21 protein-coding genes are annotated in these 23,253 nt (G+C 41.9%); 14 read left to right on the top strand and 7 right to left on the bottom strand.

Annotation, left to right across the window (positions count from 1 at the left end; all coding sequences use genetic code 11):
• Positions 1-25 precede the first annotated feature (25 nt).
• A complete protein-coding gene (locus tag E4635_RS00380) occupies positions 26-1,804 on the top strand; it encodes a cytochrome c peroxidase (protein WP_135524633.1) in 1,779 nt (592 codons plus the stop codon).
• Positions 1,805-1,846: 42 nt separating this feature from the next.
• Here the strand turns inward: E4635_RS00380 and E4635_RS00375 are convergent, their stop codons facing one another.
• On the bottom strand, positions 1,847-2,398 hold the full coding sequence (locus E4635_RS00375) for a DUF1697 domain-containing protein (RefSeq protein WP_135524632.1): 552 nt from the start codon (positions 2,396-2,398) through the stop codon (positions 1,847-1,849).
• A 156-nt stretch (positions 2,399-2,554) separates the two neighbouring features.
• Here E4635_RS00375 and rlmD point away from each other — a divergent pair, with 156 nt between their 5' ends.
• From rlmD to E4635_RS00350, 5 genes are all read left to right on the top strand, one after another.
• Positions 2,555-3,967: a 23S rRNA (uracil(1939)-C(5))-methyltransferase RlmD gene (gene rlmD, locus E4635_RS00370; protein WP_135524631.1), complete on the top strand. Its 1,413-nt coding sequence runs from the start codon at positions 2,555-2,557 to the stop codon at positions 3,965-3,967.
• Between the two features lie 62 nt (positions 3,968-4,029).
• A complete protein-coding gene (locus E4635_RS00365) occupies positions 4,030-4,533 on the top strand; it encodes a DUF6452 family protein (protein ID WP_135524630.1) in 504 nt (167 codons plus the stop codon).
• On the top strand, positions 4,514-5,209 hold the full coding sequence (locus E4635_RS00360) for a DUF6048 family protein (protein WP_246020617.1): 696 nt from the start codon (positions 4,514-4,516) through the stop codon (positions 5,207-5,209). Before E4635_RS00365 ends, E4635_RS00360 begins: the two co-directional genes overlap by 20 nt.
• 194 nt (positions 5,210-5,403) lie before the next feature.
• A complete protein-coding gene (locus E4635_RS00355) occupies positions 5,404-6,306 on the top strand; it encodes a hypothetical protein (RefSeq protein ID WP_135524628.1) in 903 nt (300 codons plus the stop codon).
• Positions 6,307-6,332: 26 nt separating this feature from the next.
• On the top strand, positions 6,333-7,742 hold the full coding sequence (locus E4635_RS00350) for a hypothetical protein (RefSeq protein WP_135524627.1): 1,410 nt from the start codon (positions 6,333-6,335) through the stop codon (positions 7,740-7,742).
• Between the two features lie 5 nt (positions 7,743-7,747).
• Here E4635_RS00350 and E4635_RS00345 read toward each other — a convergent pair whose 3' ends face one another.
• Both E4635_RS00345 and E4635_RS00340 read right to left on the bottom strand, forming a co-directional pair.
• Complete coding sequence (locus tag E4635_RS00345) at positions 7,748-7,981, bottom strand: hypothetical protein (RefSeq protein ID WP_135524626.1); 234 nt, start codon at positions 7,979-7,981, stop codon at positions 7,748-7,750.
• A gap of 58 nt (positions 7,982-8,039) precedes the next feature.
• Complete coding sequence (locus tag E4635_RS00340; protein ID WP_135524625.1) at positions 8,040-9,218, bottom strand: THUMP domain-containing class I SAM-dependent RNA methyltransferase; 1,179 nt, start codon at positions 9,216-9,218, stop codon at positions 8,040-8,042.
• Positions 9,219-9,368: 150 nt separating this feature from the next.
• On the opposite strand from E4635_RS00340, the gene E4635_RS00335 reads away from it, so the two are divergent.
• From E4635_RS00335 to E4635_RS00305, 7 genes are all read left to right on the top strand, one after another.
• The gene (locus tag E4635_RS00335) at positions 9,369-10,100 is read left to right on the top strand and encodes a class I SAM-dependent methyltransferase (RefSeq protein WP_135524624.1); all 732 of its coding nucleotides are present in this window, start codon (positions 9,369-9,371) and stop codon (positions 10,098-10,100) included.
• Positions 10,100-10,768 carry a ZIP family metal transporter gene (locus E4635_RS00330; protein ID WP_135524623.1) on the top strand — a complete coding sequence of 223 codons (669 nt, stop codon included), beginning with the start codon at positions 10,100-10,102 and terminating at the stop codon, positions 10,766-10,768. The genes E4635_RS00335 and E4635_RS00330 overlap by 1 nt, the downstream gene beginning before the upstream one ends.
• Before the next feature lie 478 nt (positions 10,769-11,246).
• A complete protein-coding gene (murQ, locus tag E4635_RS00325) occupies positions 11,247-12,059 on the top strand; it encodes an N-acetylmuramic acid 6-phosphate etherase (RefSeq protein ID WP_135524622.1) in 813 nt (270 codons plus the stop codon).
• Positions 12,059-12,286, top strand: a complete 228-nt coding sequence (locus E4635_RS00320; RefSeq protein ID WP_135524621.1) for a DUF6095 family protein — start codon at positions 12,059-12,061, stop codon at positions 12,284-12,286. The genes murQ and E4635_RS00320 overlap by 1 nt, the downstream gene beginning before the upstream one ends.
• Entirely contained in the window at positions 12,273-12,848 is a 576-nt protein-coding gene (locus E4635_RS00315; protein WP_135524620.1) for a DUF1572 family protein, read from the top strand. Before E4635_RS00320 ends, E4635_RS00315 begins: the two co-directional genes overlap by 14 nt.
• Positions 12,849-12,933: 85 nt before the next feature.
• Complete coding sequence (locus E4635_RS00310) at positions 12,934-13,305, top strand: DNA topoisomerase IV (RefSeq protein WP_135524619.1); 372 nt, start codon at positions 12,934-12,936, stop codon at positions 13,303-13,305.
• Between the two features lie 42 nt (positions 13,306-13,347).
• Complete coding sequence (locus E4635_RS00305; protein WP_135524618.1) at positions 13,348-14,205, top strand: TerC family protein; 858 nt, start codon at positions 13,348-13,350, stop codon at positions 14,203-14,205.
• A gap of 52 nt (positions 14,206-14,257) precedes the next feature.
• Here E4635_RS00305 and E4635_RS00300 read toward each other — a convergent pair whose 3' ends face one another.
• On the bottom strand, positions 14,258-16,972 hold the full coding sequence (locus E4635_RS00300) for a DNA gyrase/topoisomerase IV subunit A (RefSeq protein ID WP_135524617.1): 2,715 nt from the start codon (positions 16,970-16,972) through the stop codon (positions 14,258-14,260).
• Positions 16,973-17,020: 48 nt separating this feature from the next.
• Positions 17,021-18,877, bottom strand: a complete 1,857-nt coding sequence (locus E4635_RS00295; protein WP_135524616.1) for a DNA topoisomerase IV subunit B — start codon at positions 18,875-18,877, stop codon at positions 17,021-17,023.
• 267 nt (positions 18,878-19,144) lie between these two features.
• On the opposite strand from E4635_RS00295, the gene E4635_RS00290 reads away from it, so the two are divergent.
• Positions 19,145-21,850 (top strand): TonB-dependent receptor, encoded by a 2,706-nt coding sequence (locus tag E4635_RS00290; RefSeq protein ID WP_135524615.1) that lies wholly within the window; start codon positions 19,145-19,147, stop codon positions 21,848-21,850.
• A gap of 43 nt (positions 21,851-21,893) precedes the next feature.
• On the opposite strand, the gene E4635_RS00285 is transcribed toward E4635_RS00290, so the two are convergent.
• Both E4635_RS00285 and E4635_RS15645 read right to left on the bottom strand, forming a co-directional pair.
• Positions 21,894-22,577: a TIGR02117 family protein gene (locus E4635_RS00285; protein ID WP_211518706.1), complete on the bottom strand. Its 684-nt coding sequence runs from the start codon at positions 22,575-22,577 to the stop codon at positions 21,894-21,896.
• Positions 22,574-23,242: a hypothetical protein gene (locus E4635_RS15645; protein WP_169630170.1), complete on the bottom strand. Its 669-nt coding sequence runs from the start codon at positions 23,240-23,242 to the stop codon at positions 22,574-22,576. Before E4635_RS15645 ends, E4635_RS00285 begins: the two co-directional genes overlap by 4 nt.
• Positions 23,243-23,253 lie beyond the last annotated feature (11 nt).

Below are 23,253 nucleotides of genomic sequence, written 5' to 3'. Positions count from 1 at the left end.
CGCATTCCTAATTTTATATTTTGCTATGAGAAAAATTATTGCTTTACTCTTGCTTGCACTAGTATCCTCTTGCCACAAGGAATACAAAAACCTGGATACTGCAGGAAAAACCAAACTTGCCCTGGTTCAGGATTATGCTCAATTTGCCCAAAGTTCCAAAACACTCGACAGCCTGGCCCAGCATTCGCCTGATATCAAAACTGTTCAGGATGCGTTTAAAAAGGCCCGTATCCGTTATAAAAAAATAGAAAGTTTCGTTACTTTTTATTTTCCTGAAACGGCCAAAAACATCAATGGCGCTCCTATTGATAAAAATGATATTGAAGAAACCAACCGAAAGGTAGAATATGCCACGGGTTTCCAAAAAGTGGAAGAACTCCTGTTTGCGGAAGAAACCGATTCGGCCGAACTCAAAAAGCAAATAGGCATCCTGAACGGTTTCTGCCAGTCGCTCAAGGCCAATATTGAAAATATCCAGCTTTCCGACAGCAATATTTTCGAAGCACAAAAACTCCAAATGGTCCGAATGATGAGTTTGGGTATTTCAGGGTTTGATTCGCCGGTGGCGCTGTATTCGCTTCCCGAAGCCAAAGCATCCATCGAAAGCATTTCCAATGTGATTGCCCTTTTTTCCGAAGATAAAGAATGGGCCGCGCTTACCAAAAAAACACTTGATTACCTTGACAATAACCCGGATTTCAATACGTTCAACCGCGCTGATTTCATTGTTGGATATTGTATTCCGTTTTCAAAAGCCTTGAATAAAATCCAGCAAAAATTAAAAATCAAGAACAACCGCTATACGAATGCCATCGATTTTGAGAAACAGACTGTTTTTGAAGAAGGCGCTTTCAATCCTGATTATTTCGCACCAAATTACAACCAGAAACCCACCGGGGCACAAATTGCTTTGGGTGAAAAACTGTTTTTCGATCCCATCCTGAGCGGTGACCACACGGTATCCTGCGCCACCTGCCACATTCCGGACCAAGCCTACGCAGATCATAAAACCAAAGCGGTCATGGCCAGTCAAAAATCGAGAAACACTCCTACATTACTCAATTCTGCGTATCAGAACGTACAATTCCTGGACGGCCGGGTCATGTACCTGGAAGACCAGGCAAAAATGGTCATCAACAACAAAGACGAAATGCACGGCAGTTTTGCCAATGCCTTGGAAAAAGTGGCTAAAAACAGTGCTTATCAGGCAGCTTTCCGCAATGTGTTCCCGAAAGAAGCCAACATCACCGAAAAAAGCCTTTTGCAATCCATAGCCAGCTATATCCGTTCCCTGTCAGGATTGAAATCTAAATTTGACCAGTACCTTCGCGGTAAAGCGCAGCTTACACAAAATGAAAAGGATGGTTTTAATGTATTTATGGGCAAAGCCAAATGCGCCACCTGTCATTTCTTCCCTTTATTTAACGGAAGCGTCCCTCCTTTTTACAATGACACCGAAAGCGAGGTTTTAGGCGTTCCTTCTCAAAATGTCACACAAAATGCAGTTATTGACAACGATTTGGGCGAATACGAAATTACCAGGTCACCGCTTAAAAAACACGCGTTCAAGACACCGACAGTCCGCAACAGTGCCATTACGTTTCCTTATATGCACAATGGAGTCTATAAAACGCTGGAAGAAGTCATTAATTTTTATAATCTTGGCGGAGGTGCAGGCATTGGCATAACTGTTGACAACCAAACCCTTCCGGGTGATAAATTACAACTATCCAAAACAGAAATCAGTAATCTGGTTGCTTTTCTCAAAACATTAAACAACCCGCAAAAAGGGTATAATCAGTAATACTAAATCGAGGAGTTTGGGCCAGTTAGGAATAACCGGGTGTTAAACTCCTCTTTCCTCAAACATGGCAAGCAATTTTGTAACGGTATTCCAGTTCCTGATGGTTGCCGTCACATTCAATTTTTTCTCGATGTATTTCTGGTCAAGCCTTGTCTTACCTGCTCCCACTGCATATTTGATGTAAATCCTGCTTTTGTCAACACTGGCTTCATCGGGTTTGAACTGGCTTATTTTCAAGTCATTGATCGCATTATGATCGAGTTCTTTGGAAATAAAAGCGGTGTATATTTTTTTGGTGTCGGCTTCGGCTTCTTTCAAGTAGGAACAATTTTTCAGGCAGGCTTCCAAATCTTCTTTCCCAATAACAATCACCGGGACTTCATGTCCGAAAACCTTGAAAATTTCCTGTTTGATGGCAAAACCAACACTCGGCCCGTTTTCCTCTTCGGAATCCACAAATACATTTCCGGATTGGATATAAGTCTCCACGTTCTGGAAACCGATATTTTCCAAAGTGCTTTTCAGAGCTTCCATTTTAATCATATTGTGGCCTGAAACGTTGATGCCGCGAAGAAGAGCTAAATGTGTTTTCATATCGTAATTTTTATTTCATCCTTATTAATGGCTCCAAATATACCATTTTTGGAAAAACGCCATAATTCTTTTGGTTACAAACCGCCGGGACATCCTACAAAACAGAAAAAATAAAATAATGCATTAAATACTGCCAACAATCCTTATTTTTGCCCCATGGGAAGAAAAAATACAGACAAAATCGTTTTTGATACGGTAAAAGTCCTTGATGCGGGTGCAAAAGGCGTTTCAGTTGCGAAAGCTCCTGACGGAAAAGTAATTTTCATTTCAAATGTCGTTCCGGGCGACGTGGTTGATGTGCAGACTTTCAAAAAGCGGAAAGCATTTTATGAAGGGAAAGCCATCAAATTCCATGAGTATTCCGAACACAGGACGCAGCCGGTTTGCGAGCATTTCGGCGTATGTGGCGGCTGTAAATGGCAAAACATGAAGTATGAGCAGCAGTTGTTTTACAAAAACAATGAAGTTTATAATAACCTAAAACGTATCGGCAAAATAGAAATGCCTGATTTTGAACCCATTTTGGGGTCCGAAAAACAGTTTTTCTACCGTAATAAAATGGAATTCGGTTTCTCCAACGCCCGTTGGATGACGGAAGCCGAAATCAAAAGCGAAGAACAGCTAAACGATAAAAACGCACTGGGCTTCCATATCCCAAAAATGTGGGACAAGATCCTGGACATTACCAAATGCCACCTTCAGGAAGACCCTTCCAATGCGATCCGTAATGAAATCAGGCGTTTTGCCATCGAAAATGACTTGCCTTTTTTCAACCCAAGGAACCATGAAGGTTTGTTGCGTACTTTGATGATCCGTACGGCTTCAACCGGGGAGATAATGGTGCTGATCCAGTTTTTTGAAGAAAATACGGCACAGCGTGAGCTGATCTTAAACCATTTGGCGGAGAAATTCCCGCAAATTACTTCATTGCAATATGTCATCAACGGAAAACCGAACGATACGATTTACGATCAGGACGTGAAGCTTTTCAAAGGCCGTGATTATATCCTGGAAGAGATGGAAGGCCTTCATTTCAGCATCAATGCGAAATCATTCTACCAGACCAATTCGGCGCAAGCCTACGAATTGTACAAAATAACGCGCGAATTTGCAGGATTGACCGGGAATGAGCTGGTATACGATTTATACACCGGAACTGGGACCATTGCACAATTCGTTTCCAAACAGGCCAAAAAAGTGATTGGTGTGGAAGCCGTTCCGGAAGCTATCGCCGATGCCAAAGAAAATGCAAAACGCAATAATATCACGAATTGTGAATTCTTCGTAGGAGACATGAAAAATGTGTTCAATGATGCTTTTATCAAGGCGCACGGCCATCCGGATGTTATTATAACGGATCCGCCGCGAGATGGGATGCACGCTGATGTGGTGAAGCAGATTTTGAACATTGCTCCTGAAAAAGTAGTATATGTAAGTTGTAATTCGGCAACGCAGGCCCGCGATTTGGCTTTGATGGATGAAATGTACAAAGTTACCCGTGTGCGCCCTGTGGATATGTTCCCGCAAACGCATCATGTGGAAAATGTTGTACTTTTGGAAAAACGATAAGGAATAATTTTGCCGTAAACATGCACCAGAAGTGCTTTTTCATCCGGCAGCAACATCAAATTATGAAAAAATTAGTATTGTTTTCTGTTTTTTTTGCCCTCGCTTTCATTTTATGGAACTGCGAAAAAGACGATATCTGTGACCCGGTTACTCCTACGACGCCTAAAATGATCGTGGAGTTTTATGACAACAACAATGCTACGGTAAAGAAAACGGTAAATGATTTGGCAATAGTTGGCGAAGGTTTGACCGAAGGCATCCTTTTTGATGGTGTCAGCAAGATTGAAGTACCGCTAAAAATAACCGATGATGTTACCAAATACAGTTTCATCCTGGATGCTGAAAACCCGATTGTATCACTCAGGAATGAAGACAAACTCGAGATCAATTATACTCGGGATAATGTTTTTATTTCCCGCGCCTGCGGTTACAAAACGCTTTTCACACTTGCAAACCCTAACGGAATCAACCTGACTGCTGATCCTAACAATTGGATTAAGGAAATTACCATTCAACATTATAACATTGCTAACGAAGATGAAGTCCATGTTAAGATTTTCTTTTAGTATCCTGCTTTTGTCTTTGGCGGCAGGTGCTTTCGCCCAAAATAAAAAAACCGACACGATTGTTCCCAAAACACAGCGTTACGGTTTGCGTTTGGGTGCCGATTTATCAAAGATAGCCAGGACGCTCTACGACAAGGATTATAAAGGCCTGGAACTGGTGGGCGATTACCGTCTGACCAAAAAAATATACATTGCCGGGGAACTTGGGAATGAAAATAAAACCACAGACGATGCCAGGCTTAATTTTACCACCAAAGGGACGTACTTCAAAGTCGGGTTCGATCATAATTCTTATGAAAACTGGCTCGATATGGAAAATATGATCCATGTAGGGCTGCGTTACGGCGTGAGTTCTTTCAGCCAGGAACTGAATAGTTACAAAATATACGATACCTCAACTTATTTCCCCGAAGCACCGGCAATTACGGCCGGTACAAAGTACAGCGGGTTATCTGCGCAATGGATCGAAGTGGTTGCCGGAATGAAAGTAAAACTTTTCAATAATCTTTACGGAGGCTTCAGTGCCCGGTTGAATTACCTGGTTACCAATACAAAACCGGACAATTTTGACAATTTATATATTCCGGGTTTCAACAGGACATATGACGGGAAATTTGGCGTGGGCTGGAATTATACCTTAAGTTATTTCATCCCTTTGTATAAAAGCAAAAAATAAGAACCCGGACCTTGAGTCCGGTTTTTTTATACCACAAAATCTCTTAATTCACTGATCTTCTTTTATTTCGATAAAATATTCAGCCCGCTAAAAAACGTACTATTTTATTTATTAAATTTACGGGCCTCATTTTTATCAACCGTTTATATAATCTGGATTGTAATTGTTTTTCTTTCATTTAATTATACCATAAAATGGCAATTGATTTTACTATTACAAGCAATGTCCTGCCCAACGGCCGAACGGCTTTCAGCGCACAGCGGATCAATAGTGGCGAAGCAAAATTCATCATCGGGTACAGGACTCATTATGAAGGGAATTTAGGCTTATTCAACACGACCGTTACGAACGGCCAAGTATACAAACCGGAAGATCATGCAGCCAGGCACGGCTTTTGGGCTTATTTCATCCATCCTACTGCTATGGCGGAAAGCCAGGGTTCCTTCAAATGCCTTAATACCTATGACAGGGCGAAATTCACATTTGGTTTCATGCAATATGCCGCCCATGTTCCAAACGGTGATTTTGTCTCTTTTTTTAAGAAATTGCTTCAATTGCCTGTTGCCCGGGAGTATTTCCCTAAACTGGCCTTGCAAAACGGAAGGATATTTTACAAAAGCAATAATGGAACCTTTTCCCAACTGGAATCAGACCATTCTACACAAGCCCTGATGGATTACCTCAATCCTACGCTAAACGATATCGAAACCCAGGAACGTATTTGTGCCGCCCGTTTTGTACATTGGACCATTAATGATCCGCAACAAACAGAAATACAGGTAGAAACTGCGATAACACTTTACAAGGAAAACATGAAAGCACTCGACAGTCGTTTTGACCTCCATCATGCACCTGCCTACGTGTGCGCCATGATTTGTGACATCAGGCACCAGGGAAGGTCAAAAAACGACCGCATAGCTGCCGCTTTAAATACCAACGGAAATTATCAGAAAGCATTTTCAAACCTCTGCACGATAGGGGAAACAAACTATAAACCCAGGATAAACACTGTCAAAAATACGCTGGCCAAATTAACCGACCAAGGATTGTTTTCTATGAAATACGATGCCGGTTCCGGTGAATTCATTCCAGCCTAACACTTATTTTCAAAAAAAGCCCACTTATGATCAACTCTCCAGTATTAGATACGGCAATCGGTTTAATTTTCATTTTTTTATTGTACAGTTTGCTGGCTACTTCTGTAAATGAAGCCATAGCGACACTTTTTGCCTTGCGGGCCAGGATGCTCAAAAAAGGGATTATTGACGGTATGCTGTCGGGTTCGAAACATAAAAGATGGATCTTGGACAATACCCTAAAAAGCATCGGGAATACCTGTAAGGAATTTGTTTTTTCCATAATTGGCTATAAGCCAAAAGAAAAGGGAAAGTTGGGCAATCATTTTTACGACCATCCCCTGATAAAAAATTACGGATGCACCAACCGGTTTTCGATCCCTTCGTATCTTTCCAAAGAAACTTTTTCGGATATCCTGATTGAAGTACTAAAAGATTATGCAGAGGACCATAAAACGGAAATTGAAGCATACATCACAGCCAATTTCCCGCAATCGCCTGGTTTTGACGCACTTCCACCCATCACTAAAATAGACTATTTAGTCCAGTACCTGCAAAGTGTTACGGATGAAAGCCTGAAAGAGGAATTCAAGAAAAAAGGGATTTATATTGATCACGAAACATTGCAGATCCTGGCTTTGTACCTCGAAAAAAGCGGCCAGGCAATAGAAACATTCACCCTTCAATTGCAAACATGGTTTGAGGACAGCATGAGCAGGATCAGTGGCTGGTACAAAAGACAGGTACAATTTACCTTATTCTATCTGGGCATTATAATCGCCATTACTTTTAATGTAGATATTTTAGATATTTCCGGAAAACTAAGCACCGATAAAGATGCCCGGAGCAAACTTGTGGAAATAGCCTTAAGGGATGTTGATGCCTTAAAAGACGACCCAAGGGTACAAAAAACCAGTACGGACCTTACTAAAAACACGGACAGTATCCCAAATCAAGTGTATGCAAACGAAGTGGAAAACATCAAATCGGAATTAAACGGCGACATTAAGGATGCGAATAACCTTTTGGCTCTTGGCTGGGGAGATTACGGGTTTAAAAAAGACAGTATTTCCATTTATGCAAAATATGGCACTGAGATAAAGCACCTGGAAACCGCCATCAAAAAAGACAATCCCGTTCCACCGAAAAACTATAAGGACAGCACTGTTTATTATAATCAGGAAGCGGTTAAGGCGTTATATGACAAGCATTGGATCAAACTCAAAGTGTGCTACATCCTGGACGCTTCTTTTCATGGCAGGAAAATGATCGGGTTCCTGCTACTTGCCTTCGGGATATGCCTTGGTGCACCTTTTTGGTTTGATTTGTTACAGAAAATAGTCCAGTTGCGGGCTACCGGAAAAAAAGAAGAACCCGGAAAAACAGCTCCACCGGCTGCACCTCCGGTTCAACTGACGATAAACAACAGTACGAATCCGAATGTAGCGGGCAATTAAAAATATTATTTTATTTCCTTAAACCCTCTGATAAACAGCCAGCTCATAAATAATTTCTCTCCGTCTTTGGTTTGTACGGTTTGGAATTTAGGTGCCAGAAGCGTGCCTGCCACAAATGCCGTAAGCGGAAGCCAATACCCATCCAAATGAGTAAAAGTGGCAATCAGGTAGCGGGCAGTAAAAAAGATAATGGCAAAGCCAATGAAATTATATAGAAACGATTTTGTTTTTTTTGACATTACATTATGATTTATAAGTTATGAATGTTACCCTGAAGCTGAAATCAGGGCCGAAAACCTACTCCTGGCTTTCTTGACCTGCCGGCGGATTGAATTTCGTCCTTTTGCTTCCGGCGTACATTTCGTATTTTACCAATCTTGCTTCTAAACTTCCGTTAAAAAGCTTGATTTTCCTGGAAGGTTTCAGCCCGACAAATTTAAGGGCTTCCAGGTTGGCAGTGATAAACCATGCATTGGTATTAGGATAATTCTGTTTTAAGGTATCCCCTATTTCCCTGTAAAAACGCTCCAGGTGAATATCAAGACGTTCCCCGTAAGGCGGATTGAAAACCATATGCAGCGGGCCCTGGTTCTCTTTTTCCGTATCAAAGAAATTCTGCTCCGAAATGGTAATATAATCATCCAGGTTGGCGTTGCGCATATTGTCCTTGGCTTTCATCACGGCACTTGGCGCTTTGTCATACCCTTTTATGGTATAATGGAATTCTTTTGTTTTCTTCATGAGTGAATTCATGATCTGGTCGAACAATTCGTTGTCCCAATCGTTCCATTTTTCAAAAGCGAATTCTTTCCTGTTGATATTGGCCGGAATATTACACGCAATCATAGCCGCTTCTGCCAGGATAGTCCCTGAGCCACACATCGGATCCAGGAAATCCGAGCTTCCGTCCCAACCCGAAAGCAATAGCATTCCAGCAGCCAGGACTTCATTTATAGGAGCAATATTGGTAGCGGTTTTGTATCCACGCTGATGCAAGGAAGCACCCGAACTATCTAATGAAACAGAACATTGGTCCCTGTCGATATGCACGTTGATGCGTAAATCCGGAAAATCCTTATCCACACTCGGCCTTTCCCCGAATTTTGCCTTGAACTGGTCTACAATGGCATCCTTGGTTTTTTGGGCCACGAATTGCGTATGTTTGAAATTATCGGAATGAACCGTCGTATCTACTACAAAAGTATTCCTGGAGTTCAGGTGTTTAGACCAGTCAATGCCTTGTATCCCTTTATACAGCCCTTGCTCGTTCGTAGCTCTGAAATAAAAAATTGGTTTTAATATTTTCAGGGCAGTCCGCAATGATAAATTGGCTTTGTACATAAATCCCTTATCCCCAACGAAACTGACCATGCGGGTCCCGATTTCCACATCCTGTGCCCCTAATTGCTGTAATTCTTTTGCTAATATTTCTTCGAAGCCAAAAAAAGTCTTGGCGATCATTTTAAAATTTTCCATCTTCACACTATCAATGGCTATAAGAATATCCCATTGCCCTGTTTAAAATTAATACATTCATGAATTTTGCAGGCCCCTGTGATAAACTCTTCCCGGCTCTACATAATTTTCCGCAAAAATACATTAAATTTGTGGGCTTAAATAAATCCTATGCAAAAAGATAGCGCTTCCTGGTATTCCTGTTGGTTCGACACTCCTTATTACCATATTTTATATAAGGAAAGAAACGATGCCGAAGCACATCTTTTTATGGATAACCTTACGCATTACCTCAACCTTCCCGAAGAAGCCAAAATATTGGATCTAGCCTGCGGTAAAGGGCGCCACTCGATTTACCTGAACCAATTGGGCTATGAGGTGACCGGCGCCGATTTATCTGTAAACAGCATCGCCATCGCTTCACAGCATGCGAATGAGAAACTGCATTTCAAGGTACATGACATGCGTCTTCCTTTTGACGAAAAATACGATGCGGTCTTCAATTTATTCACCAGTTTCGGTTATTTTGAAAATGACGAGGATAACTTCAAGACGTTGTCTTCCATCAAACAAAGCCTAAACGAATATGGTTTTGCGGTGATTGATTTCTTAAATGCCGATTATGTTATTCCAAATTTGGTCCCAGAAGAAGTCAAAACCGTCGACGGTATTGATTTCCATATCAAACGTTATGTGAAAGACAAGCATATTTACAAAGAAATAGATTTTGAAGACAAGGGCGAAAAATTCCATTATACCGAAAAAGTGCAAGCCTTGGCCCTTTCGGATTTTGAAGCCATGATGGAAAAAGCCGGTATTTACCTCCTGGATGTTTTTGGTGATTACAAACTGCGAAAATTCTACAAAAAAGAATCAGAACGCTTAATCATGATTTTTAAATAATGAATTATATCCTGCCTTTATTATCGGTCCTTTTGGGTTATTTCATAGCCATTTCGCTAAAGCCGAAAGGAAAGAAAAACCTGAAATTGCTACTGGCTTTCAGCGGTTCATTCCTGCTGTCACTTACGGTAATCCACCTGTTGCCGGAAATATACGAAAGCCACCACCACAATATCGGGATATATATCATGGTCGGTATTTTGTTCCAGATCATACTCGAGTTTTTTTCCAAAGGCGCGGAACACGGCCATGTCCACGGCCACGGTAAAATGACGCAAATCCCCTGGGCACTGTTTATCAGTTTGTGCCTCCATGCCCTTTTGGAAGGCTTTCCGGTAGGCCATCACCATGATTTAGCCATAGGGATTGCCATCCACCATTTGCCTATTGCCATTATCCTGACCACTTTTTTCCTTAACGCCGAATTAAATAAAATAGCCCTGTTCCTTTTCATGCTCACTTTTGCGGTCATGACTCCTTTAGGCACGTGGGTTTCCGACAGTTTCCCAGCCCTGACACAGTATTACGCTGAAATCACAGCTGTTGTTATCGGTATTTTATTCCATATTTCGTCAACCATTATTTTTGAAAGCAGCGAAGGCCATAAATTCAACATCGCCAAAATCTCGATGATCATATTAGGAGTTGCCTTGGCCTGTTTTGTATAATTCAGGGCGTGACCGCAAGGGTCGGGCTTTCGGCTGTATCTTTTTCTTCGTGCCTCAAAAAAAGGATGCCGCCTCTATCCCTCACGCAGGCCTGTGTACAGAAGAAAGAATCAAGAATCAAGAACAAAGAGTCAAAAAAGTTTAGTGATGGGATTTAATGAGCAGATTTGTTAATTAGCGAATTAAAAACCAATCTTTCCAAGTCATCCTTTCATCCTGGTATTCAAAGGCGAGCGTCAGAAAGCCAAAGGATCCGTAAAAAGAAAAGAAGAAACGTATGGAGATTCCTCCTTCGTCGGAATGACAAAACGTTGTGTAATCTTGTCATTCCGACGAAAGAGGAATCTCTTCAATCTTTCTAAACAATCCTTATCATTCAAAAAAAATAATAAAATCAAGAACAAAGACATAACTTATAATTCATAACTATAATTATAATTCATAACTTTGAAACTTTGTCAACTGCAATGTTATACTCATGACTTTTACCAAGACCACCGAGCAATCCTCAAAATACGAGCATTTGGAGAAAATGCCGGTACAGGAGCTGCTAACTCATATCAACAACGAAGATAAAACCGTTCCGCTTGCCGTCGAAAAAGCGCTTCCGCAGATTGAAATGCTGGTTTCCAAAGTGGTAAGCCAAATGAAAAACGGAGGCCGGTTGTTCTATATCGGTGCCGGCACATCCGGACGTTTGGGTATTGTAGATGCTTCGGAATGCCCTCCTACTTTCGGTGTCCCGTTCGATCTGGTCATCGGTATCATAGCCGGTGGCGATACCGCGATCCGCAAAGCCGTCGAATTCGCCGAAGACGACAAGGAACAAGCCTGGAAAGACCTCTCCCAATGGAATATCAACAGTAATGATATGGTCATAGGGATTGCCGCTTCTGGAACAACCCCTTATGTGATTGGCGGGCTGGAACAATGCAACAGAAACAATATCCCTACAGGATGCATTACCTGCAATGCCGGAAGCCCATTGTCACAAACAGCCCAGTTCCCAATAGAAGTGGTCGTAGGGCCTGAATTTGTCACGGGAAGTTCCCGAATGAAAGCCGGAACAGCACAAAAACTGGTCCTTAACATGATTTCGACAGCTGCCATGATCCAACTCGGAAAAGTAAAAGGCAACAAAATGGTCGATATGCAATTGAGTAACGTAAAATTGATTGACCGTGGCGTAAAAATGATCATGGGAGAAATCAACGTCAGTTATGACCAGGCAAAAACATTGTTAGAAAAATACGGCAACGTACGAAAAGCCATTGAAAACCATAACCGATAATGCACACAGACAAAACCATCTTAACCAAAGGGATAAAATATATTGCCTGGGCCTTACCGCTCTATTTTATTGGGCCTTCCGTTGTTTATAATGCTTTTATAAACAAACAGAACACCTGGCATTATCTTGTCCTTGGAATCGGGATCATCATTTCTTTTTTTGCCATATTCCTCACTTTCAAAGGATTAAAAACCATTTTAAACAGTATGTTCCATGGAAACAGATAATACCTACCTGGAAAGCAGCAAAAGGCTTTTCCTGTACTATAAGACATTAGGGGAAAAAGCGATGGGGCAATTAGAACCCGAACAGCTTTTTACTGTCGTAAATGAAGATACGAACTCCATAGCCGTGATTGTACAACACCTGTCGGGGAACATGCTTTCCCGCTGGACCGATTTCCTTACCACAGACGGGGAAAAGGAATGGCGGAACAGGGATGGCGAATTTGAAGAAACTATCCATACCAAGGAAGAATTGCTCAAAGCCTGGGAAAAGGGATGGGATTGCCTTTTCGAGGCCATCAACGGGTTAACTCCGGGACAATTATCACAGATCGTTTATATCCGTAACGAAGGCCATACCGTCATGGATGCCATCAACAGGCAATTGGCGCATTATCCTTACCACGTAGGGCAAATTGTGTTTTATGCCAAAATGCTCAAGAAAAGCGAATGGGACAGCCTTTCCATTCCCAAAAACAAATCCGGTGATTACAACGCCGATAAGTTTTCCAAAGAAAAAACAACAAAACATTTTACTCACGACGAACTAAACAAGTTGAAATAGCCCTGATAGCAGTGGAAATCCTTTTTCTCTCGTTTCAGACGAGAGAAAAAGATTGAAACGGATAGCAGGAAAAAGCTCCTAAAAAATGAAAAAAACACTAGTACTCTTTATATTTCCGTTATTGTTTTCCTGTTACGACCAGGAGCGGAACTGCAAGGATTTTAAAACCGGGAAATTCCAGTTCACACAGGAAATAGACGGGAAAAAACTGGTTTCGACCTTTGAACGGAACGATTCCATACAGATTGAAACTTTTAACGGGAAAACCGATACCGCTACGGTCCGTTGGGTCAACGATTGCGAATTTGTCCTGGAAAAACTGCATCCGAAGAACATGCAGGAAAAAAAAGCCATCAGCATGAAGATCCTGACAACCAACAAGAAAGGCTATATTTTTGAATATTCTTTTGTAGGCGATGCAAAAAAACAAAAGGGAACTGTAACAAAAACCGACTGACTTACGTTTAACCACCGATAATTTTAACCTAAACAAATAAAAATGGAACTTTTGCTCAACCCTGATGCGTGGATCGCATTATTAACCTTAACTTTTCTTGAAATCATCCTTGGTATTGACAATATCGTATTCTTGTCAATCGTTTCCGGCAAGCTAAGAACTGAAGACCAGCCGAAAGCAAGAAGGATTGGGCTGTTACTGGCAATGGCTTTCAGGATTGTACTCTTGTTCGGGATTACCTGGGTTTTGAGCCTTCAGGACGTCCTATTCCATCTGGATTGGGGCTTTTTCAGCGCCGGGATTACGGGACAGAGTATCATTATCTTTGGTGGTGGCTTGTTCTTATTGTATAAATCGGTTTCGGAAATCCACCATAAACTGGAAGGAGAAGAAGAAAGCGAAAAAGGAAAAGCGTCCAATTCGTTATCTTCAGCAATTATCCAGATTGCGGCCTTAAATCTTGTTTTCTCTTTTGACAGTATTTTAACGGCTGTTGGACTGATCAGCATGAAAGATCCGTCAGAAGGCGGTTTTGGCTATGAAGGCGCTTTGATAATCATGATTTTATCAATTATAATCTCTATTGCGATCATGATGATTTTTGCCGGACCTGTAAGTAAGTTTGTCAACAACCATCCTACTATCCAGATACTTGGCCTGTCTTTCCTGATCCTGATCGGCGTGATGCTTTTGGCGGAAGGTTCCCATATGGCACATTTTAAATTCTTTGGCGGTACCGAGGTGACCAGCATTCCTAAAGGCTACCTGTACTTCTCCATTTTCTTCTCATTGCTTGTGGAATTCCTGAACCTGAAAATGAAGAAAAGCAAAAAACCGGTACAGCTCCACAATAATAAAATTGTTGACGACAAACTGGAAGATTCCGATATTACCAATTAATTTCAATTTTACAGTATAAAAAAATGCCTTTCGATCTGAAAGGCATTTTTTTTTATTCCAAAGTCAGCGTTATCTGCCCGTCTTCATCCAATTCGATATTGAAATCTGTAATTTCGACGTCCTGGTTCACTTCCAGGTCTTCAGGAATGACTTCTACAGGCTCTTCAAAAGGCAATGACTCGAGTAAATTAACCTGTTTGAGTTTCTCTGTGGTCAATTGGTTCCCCAGCGCTTTAATCCCTTTTAAGGCAATAAATTGCTCCATGTCTATGGTTTGGTTTTCTTTCTGGACACCTTTGGACTTGGCAAAAACCAATTCCGCCACGGGCCTCCAATCAGTTGAAACGATTTCCAATTGTGATTTCTCATGTTCCGAGATGAACGTTTCTTCCTTATTCTCGTTTTCGATCAAGAACCTTTTGATATAGTAACGTTCCTTATCTCCGTCAAAATAAATAGCGGAAACAGGCTTTTTAGGATGCCATTTCTCGAGGATGATCATGTCTTCGTCAAAATGGGTTGCCAGCTCCGGAATGATGGTTTTGAGTTTTCCGGACTGATTGATGATAAGCAAACGGTCATTTGGCCTGAATTCACCAAGCAATTCGCCTCTTCCGTCTACATTTAACCGCTGTACGGTATCATCAAACCATATTTTCCTCGGGCGTAGGGTCGAAATCCCTTTTTCCTTCAATTCGATTTTTTTGATCGGATATTTAGACACAGTATTTCCTTTGGAAGCCCGGCCTTTGATCGCAATATCTGCAAAGTCCAAATCCCATTTGAGTTTTTTCACACTTCCCACCTGGCGCAATAAAATAGTGACTACTTCCGCTTCTCCGTTAGGGTTATGGGAGAAATAAAGCACTTGCGAGCCGGCTTTTTCCTGTGTCAGGTCATATGCTTTATCTCGGGTAACCCCCGAAACATTGAAACGCTTGATAAACGAAGAACCGGATTTCCCGTCACGGTAAATCATATTGTATATCGTACGCTTGTCGTTCTTGTCGAAAACGGCAATGTGGATAATATCTTTCCCTATAAATTTCTTGTCATCTACTTTCGTGACCATCATATTCCCGTCACGAAGGAAGACAATCACGTCGTCAATATCAGAACAATCCGCAACATATTCGTCCTTTTTCAATCCGGTCCCGATAAAGCCTTCTTCCCTGTTCACATACAGTTTCGTGTTGCGCAGGACTACTTTTGTGGCTTCGATGGTATCGAAAGAACGCAATTCGGTCTGGCGCTCCCGTCCTTTTCCATATTTTTCTTTCAGTTTGGCAAAATAATCGACAGCAAAATCAATCAGGTTGTCCAGATGATGCTGTACTTCTTTCATTTCATCTTCCAATTTGGCAATGAAATCATCAGCCTTGTCAGAATCAAAACGCGTAATACGGATCATCGGGATTTGAGTCAGCCTTTGCAGGTCTTCATCGATAATCTCCCGCACAAATGATTTCTTGAACGGCTCAAACTGCTTGTACAAATAGGCATACAAAGATTCCCGATCGGAATACAATTTGAAATCGATGTACATTTCTTCCCGGATGAAAATCTTCTCCAGTGTCGAAAAATGCCATTTGGCCCTGAGTTCTTCCAATTGGATTTCCAGTTCGGCCTTGAGCAATTGTACGGTCCGGTTGGTGGATATTTTCAGCATATCCGAAACCCCGATAAACAACGGTTTATTGTCCTGGATCACGCATCCCAATGGTGCTACCGAAGTCTCGCAGGCAGTAAACGCATACAAGGCATCAATTGATTTATCCGGGGAAACCCCAGGGAAAAGATGGATCAGGATTTCTACTTCCGCAGCAGTATTGTCCTCAATTTTCTTGATTTTGATTTTCCCTTTTTCATTCGCTTTCAAAATACTGTCAATCAGTGTTGACGTATTGGTTGAATACGGAATCTGGGTAATGACCAGCGTTTGTTTGTCCAGTTGGGAAATTTTGGCACGCACACGTACCCGCCCGCCACGCATTCCGTCATTGTAATTGGACACATCAGCGATTCCTGCCGTTTGAAAATCGGGGTAAATCGTAAAGGGCTTGCCTTTTAATATTTTTATGGAAGCATCAATTAACTCGTTGAAATTATGCGGCAGCACTTTCGTGGAAAGCCCAACTGCAATACCTTCGGCACCGGAAGCCAATAACAACGGGAATTTCACCGGAAGGTTATTCGGCTCTGCCCTTCTTCCGTCATAAGAAACGCCCCAATCTGTAATTTTTGGAGAATATAGAACTTCCAGGGCAAATTTGGACAAACGCGCCTCGATATAACGCGAAGCCGCCGCACTGTCGCCTGTGAGGATATTTCCCCAGTTTCCCTGGCAATCAATCAATAATTCACGTTGCCCGATTTGTACCATAGCATCACCAATACTCGCATCACCGTGTGGATGATACTGCATCGTATGCCCAACGACATTGGCCACTTTATTGTAACGCCCGTCATCCAATTCCTTGAGTGAGTGCATGATACGGCGCTGCACCGGTTTAAAACCATCTTCGATAGCGGGAACGGCACGCTCCAGGATTACGTACGAAGCATAGTCCAGGAACCAATCCTTGTACATCCCGGTTACTTTGGTAATGGTATCTTCCGGGTTTTCGGCGTGGTCGTAAAAATGATCTCCTTCAAAGGATTTACCTTCGGGATGATCGTCCGCAGGCATTTCTTCCGAATCGTTCTCAGGTTGGTTTTCTTCCGATTGATCCTCCGGGAGCATGTTATCTTCTTCTTCGTCTTTCATAGTTACAGTTAACGGTTTTCGGTTAACGGCTTATTTATTAAATTGATTTTAAGCTTCTTCTACCGCGTCCAGTTCTACCTTCAGGTTATTGATGATAAATTCCTGGCGGTCAGGTGTGTTTTTACCCATATAGAATTCCAGCAATGTTTCGATGGAAGTTGCCTTGTCGAGCATTACAGGATCCAGGCGGATGCTTTCCCCGATAAAATTCTTGAACTCGTCGGGAGAAATTTCCCCCAATCCTTTAAATCGGGTAATTTCCGGTTTGGGTTTCAGTTTTTCGATAGCGTTTTTCCTTTCATCTTCGGAATAACAATAGATAGTCTCTTTTTTGTTACGCACACGGAACAGCGGGGTTTGCAGGATATACAAATGCCCTTCCTTGATCAGTTCGGGGAAAAATTGCAGGAAAAAAGTAATCAACAGCAAGCGGATGTGCATTCCATCGACATCGGCATCGGTTGCAATCACGATGTTGTTGTAACGCAGGTCTTCCATGCTTTCCTCTATATTGAGTGCCGCCTGGAGCAAATTGAATTCCTCGTTCTCGTAAACGATTTTCTTGGTCATCCCGTAGGAATTCAATGGTTTACCACGCAAACTGAAAACCGCCTGGGTGTTCACATCCCGCGATTTGGTGATGGAACCCGAAGCCGAATCTCCCTCGGTAATGAAAAGCGTGCTTTCCAAACTCCTTGGGTTTTTGGCATCCGTCAGGTGGACACGGCAATCACGCAATTTTTTATTGTGCAGGCTGGCCTTTTTAGCACGGTCTTTAGCTAACTTACGGATACCGGAAAGTTCCTTACGCTCTCTTTCCGCCTGAAGGATTTTCCGCAAAAGCGCATCGGCCACTTCAGGGTTTTTGTGCAGGAAATTGTCTAATTTGGTTTTGATGAAATCATTGACAAATGTCCTTACTGATGGTGAATTCGGTCCCATATCCGTAGAACCCAATTTGGTTTTGGTCTGGGATTCGAATACGGGCTCTTCTACCTTCACGGAAATGGCGGAAACTACAGATTTTCGGATATCCGAAGCCTCGAAAGGCTTGTTGTAGAATTCCTTGATGGTTTTGACGATAGATTCGCGGAAAGCCCCTAAATGCGTTCCTCCTTGAGTCGTATTTTGACCGTTGACAAACGAATAATATTCTTCCGAATATTGCGTCTTGCTGTGTGTTATGGCTACTTCAATATCATCACCCAAAAGATGGATGATCGGATACACCATATCTTCATCGGAAATGGTTTCTTCCAACAAATCCTTAAGCCCGTTCTCTGAAAAATACTTTTCGCCATTGTAAATAATGGTCAGCCCGGTATTCAGGTAACAATAGTTTTTGAGCATCTTTATGATATACTCATTCCTGTATTTGTAGTTTTTGAAGATGGATTCGTCCGCAATAAAGGAAACCTTAGTCCCTTTGCGTTTGGTCGTTTCGATAACCTCTTCTTCGAGCGTTAAATTACCGGCCGAAAATTCAGCGGCTTTTTGCTGGTTGTCCCGTACGGATTCCACACGGAAATAATTGGAAAGCGCATTAACGGCTTTGGTACCGACCCCATTCAGACCGACAGACTTTTTGAAGGCTTTGGAATCGTATTTACCTCCGGTATTCATTTTGGAAACCACATCCACCACTTTTCCCAAAGGAATCCCACGTCCGTAATCACGAACGGTGACCATTTTCTCCTTAAGGGTAACTTCTATGGTTTTCCCTGCACCCATGACAAACTCATCGATACAGTTGTCAAGCACCTCTTTAAGAAGAATATAAATACCGTCATCCGGTGAGGAACCGTCACCCAATTTTCCGATGTACATCCCGGGACGCATACGGATATGTTCTTTCCAGTCGAGAGAACGGATGTTGTCTTCAGTATATTGATCTTGCTCTTGCATAAAGGTTTTTTGGAATTTCTGCTAATGTACTGGAAATGGCTAAAAAATAAAATAGCCGGGGCATAAAGTTATCAAAAAGATTTGCATTTGAGTCAATTTCCGGGAAGATCCTATTACTGTTGTAAAAACAACTCAAATCATAGCAGGTTATTTAACTTAAAAAAATACGGATGTTAACAATTTTTAACAAGTTTTATTGAAAAAATAACAGTCTATTTGTAGGAATTACTATTTTTAATCCCAAATTAAAACAAATTAAACTTAACTATGAAAAAACAATTTTGGATTATGCTTTTCCTTATCGGAATTTCATTTGGCGGTTTTGCGCAGATGACGGTTTCAGGGAAAGTAAGTGACAAGGATGGGCAGCCCTTGTCAGGCGCATCGGTAACGGAAAGCGGGACCAATAACGGGACCAGCACCGATATCGAAGGGAAATTTAAGATCAATGTAACATTAAAAAACGGGAAATACTTTTTGAAGGTTTCTTCTCTCGGATACACCCAAACGGAAGTATCAGGCAACAGCAACGACAAGGAATTGCAGGTAACCCTATCGAGTGAAAATGTCCATCTGGAAGAAATTACGGTTCAAACGGTGGGTTCGAGAAATTCAAAAAGGACGGTTGTCAATTCTGCCGTGCCAATAGACATCATCAATGTCAAGGATGTTACCACTCAAAGCGGAAAAATAGAAATCAATGAGTTGCTTCAGTATGTTGCACCTTCGTTTAATGCGAACAAACAGTCAGGATCTGACGGGGCAGACCATGTGGACCCTGCTTCTTTAAGAGGTATGGGCCCGGACCAGACGTTGGTTTTGATAAACGGAAAACGCAGGCACCAGTCATCGTTAGTTAACTTATTCGGGACCAGGGGCCGCGGCAATACCGGAACCGACCTGAATGCCATTCCTGCTTCGGCTATAAAAAGAATAGAGATTTTACGTGATGGCGCGGCTGCACAATACGGTTCCGATGCTATTTCGGGAGTAATCAATATCGTTTTGAACGATAACGTAAATGAACTCAACGGAGCAATTACCTATGGCGCATACAATACAGACGCCGATGGCGATTTTCCGGAAGGAACAGCTAACACAAGAGGCTACAGGCTTGATGAGAATGGCAATGGGAATACTTTCGGGAAAAACAAAAAATTAGACGGGAATTCCATTAAAGTGGCTGCCAATTATGGTATCCCATTAGGAAAAAAAGGAGGTTTCGTCAATTTTACAACCGAATTTTTAAACAAACAAAAGACATTGCGCCCGGGATTCGATTTCAGGAAAGGTTTTGGAGAAGCAGAAATTACCAGCGCCAATATCATGGCCAACCTGTCTATCCCTATTTGCGATAAATTGGATTTTTATGCTTTCGGAGGAAGGAATTACAGGGACACGGATGCTTACGCTTTTACCAGGAATGATGGAGCGAGAGTCGTAGAATCCATTTATCCGGGAGGATTTACCCCGAGAATCACTTCCAATATTGTAGACAATTCGGTAGCTGTAGGATTTAGACGCAAATCAGAAAGTGGCTGGAAAGCCGATTTGAGCAACACATTCGGAAAAAACATCTTCGATTACAGGATTAAAGGGACTTTAAATGCTTCAATGGAAGCCAATTCCCCTACCGCCTTTGACGCCGGAGGACATAGTTTGAGCCAAAATACCATCAACCTTGACCTTTCAAAAAATTACGATTCGGTACTTAAAGGGATGAACTTGGCTTTTGGTGCCGAATACAGGATTGAAAGATTTGAAATATTTGCCGGCGAAATTGGTTCTTATGCCACATACGACACTAACGGCGAACCTATTACAGATCCGAACACACAAACAGCTCCTATCGATCCTATTTCAGGCGACCCAAGGCCTGGAGGATCACAAGGATTCCCGGGTTACAGCCCGAAAAACGAAGTAAACAGGACCCGTTCCAATGTTTCTGCTTATGCGGATGCAGAATTTGACATTACCGATAAGTTTTTGATCAGTGGCGCGGCTCGTTTTGAAAATTACAGCGATTTCGGAAGCACACTCAATGGCAAAATAGCTTCCCGATATAAGATTACTGACAAAATCAACGTGAGAGGTTCTGTAAGTACAGGCTTCAGGGCGCCTTCCTTGGCTCAGGTTTATTACAACACAAGTTTTACGAATTTTAGCAGCTCAGGAGCATCTGAAATCCTGCTGTCCAGCAATGACAGCCAGGTGACACGATCTTTTGGAATTGGCAAACTGAACGAAGAAAAAGCCATAAATGCATCATTGGGGCTTACGGCAACAGCCGGTGATTTCACTGCTACCGTAGACGGTTACATGATCAACGTAAAGGACAGGATTGTTTTGACCGGTTATTTTGACGCTTCCTCATTAGGGATGAATGTAGACCAGGCCCAGTTTTTCGTAAACGGTGTCGATACAAAAACCAAAGGGATTGATTTTGTTTTCTCCTGGAAGAAAAAAATAGGAAGTTCTAGTTTTGGAGCCACTTTCGTCGGAAATATCAATGATATGGAAATCTCAAAAGTGAACAACAGGGATTTGGACGAACAAACGTTCTTCGGGGAAAGGGACAAAGCCTTTTTATTGGCATCTGCTCCGGCCAATAAATTTGCCTTAAACCTGAATTATGGCGTGAAATGGTTTGATGCCGGACTCGCAATAACCCGATTCAGTGAAGTGAAACTATTGGATTACCAAGTATATGAGGATGTTGCCAATTATGGAGGCTCATTTGCCAATCAGATCCAGGCCGCAACGGATACGTACAGCGCAAAAATGGTTGTTGACCTGACCCTTGGGTTTAAATTGTCCGATAACGTCAAACTAAGCTTGGGAAGCAATAACCTTCTCAATATTTACCCGGACCAGCAGGATGACTGGGTTGAAGCGGGAGGTTATTGGGATGCCGTACAGATGGGATTCAGCGGAGCCTATTATTACGCAAGGCTAAACCTGAAATTGCAATAGATACGAACAAAAAAATGCCACTCAAACCGAGTGGCATTTTCATTTATGGATAATGGTTGAGGATTCCCTTATCGTAAACCGTCCAAAGGCTTGCTTTTTGGCCAGCCGCCTTTAAAGCGTTGTTCGTCCAGGTATTGCAGGTATAAAATAGATTATAACTTCCCTTGGCTTCATAAAACGCATCCCGGTTGCCATAACTGTGCCCGGAAATCCACTGCACTTTATGATTGGCATCCCATTGGAAACTTTCTTCGATAAAAGCAATCAATCTTTGGTATTCCTCTGTAGAAATCCTGATTTTTTTACAATTTTCGCCTTCATTCAGGTTGTTGTAAAAAGTAGTGTGCATCGCCGATGTACTCAAATTGAATGCCGCTTTGAATGCCGTACTGGCCTTCAAGTCTGACCACGTAGGCGTGTTCAGGTAAAAACCTTTGTCGCCCCAACCAAAGGCAAGATAATGGGCCAGGCTATCTTTGGAAGCTGTTTGAGCAAAAAGGATTTCTGTAGACCAGTCTTTGATTTCCGTTGTAACGGGAACGACAATATCCGTGTGGACGCCGTTGGACAGGATAAAAATCTCTATTTCCTTGCCTTTTTGGGAAACATCGCTGTTGACAGTAATTTTAGAAATCAGGAAAACTGAAATTGCGTACAGGAACAGGAAAATAAATATCCCTAAAATGGTTTTGCCGATAATTCCGATTGTTTTTTGGATCACTTTCATCGGGATATTTTTTTAAATTCATTTTCAGCTCCTAAACCTTTTACCTTGAGTATATTTTTGAATTCCTTTCTTTCCGGTTTGAAAAGATAAGAAACTGAATCCAGCTTTCTTGCCTTAGATTTGCTTATCGAATCAATCCTTCTCACATCTTCCAGAGAATAAAGGTACTTGATCTTGAGGACATCTTTTTCCAGGCGTAATATTTTTATTTTCCAAAAAACAGAATCTTTTCTGTTAAGAATTAAATCCCCATGGATTCTTTTGACTTTGTTTGTTGCTGATATATAAAATAAAGTGTCAACCTGTTTGTTGGAAATTTGCAGGGAATCGCCCACAAAATGGCTTTCAATGGGTTTATTGGTTTCCTTGTCGATAAGTTTTCCATTGACAAATTCGAAAATATCCCGTAACGAATCCAGGTCTTTTTTATGGATCCTGAATCCGTAATCGTGTTCCGATACAATCAACTTATCGCTAATTGTGATAAAAGTGGAATCTGCATTACGATACATTCCCCTGAATTTGTTTGGGAATACCGATAATTCCGGATCGTTGGCAGGCTGCGGGCTTTCAAAATAGAAGCGCAGGCCTACATCCCTTTCCTCAAGAGCGTTTTTACACGAAAGAAAGGGCAGCAATGCAATACACAAAATGAGTTTTTTCATAATTCTTTGGC

The organism is Flavobacterium humi, assembly GCF_004745595.1.
Taxonomy (GTDB): domain Bacteria; phylum Bacteroidota; class Bacteroidia; order Flavobacteriales; family Flavobacteriaceae; genus Flavobacterium; species Flavobacterium humi.
The sequence above is the reverse complement of the archived record's forward strand: the minus strand, read 5'-3'. Positions and strand labels throughout refer to the sequence as shown.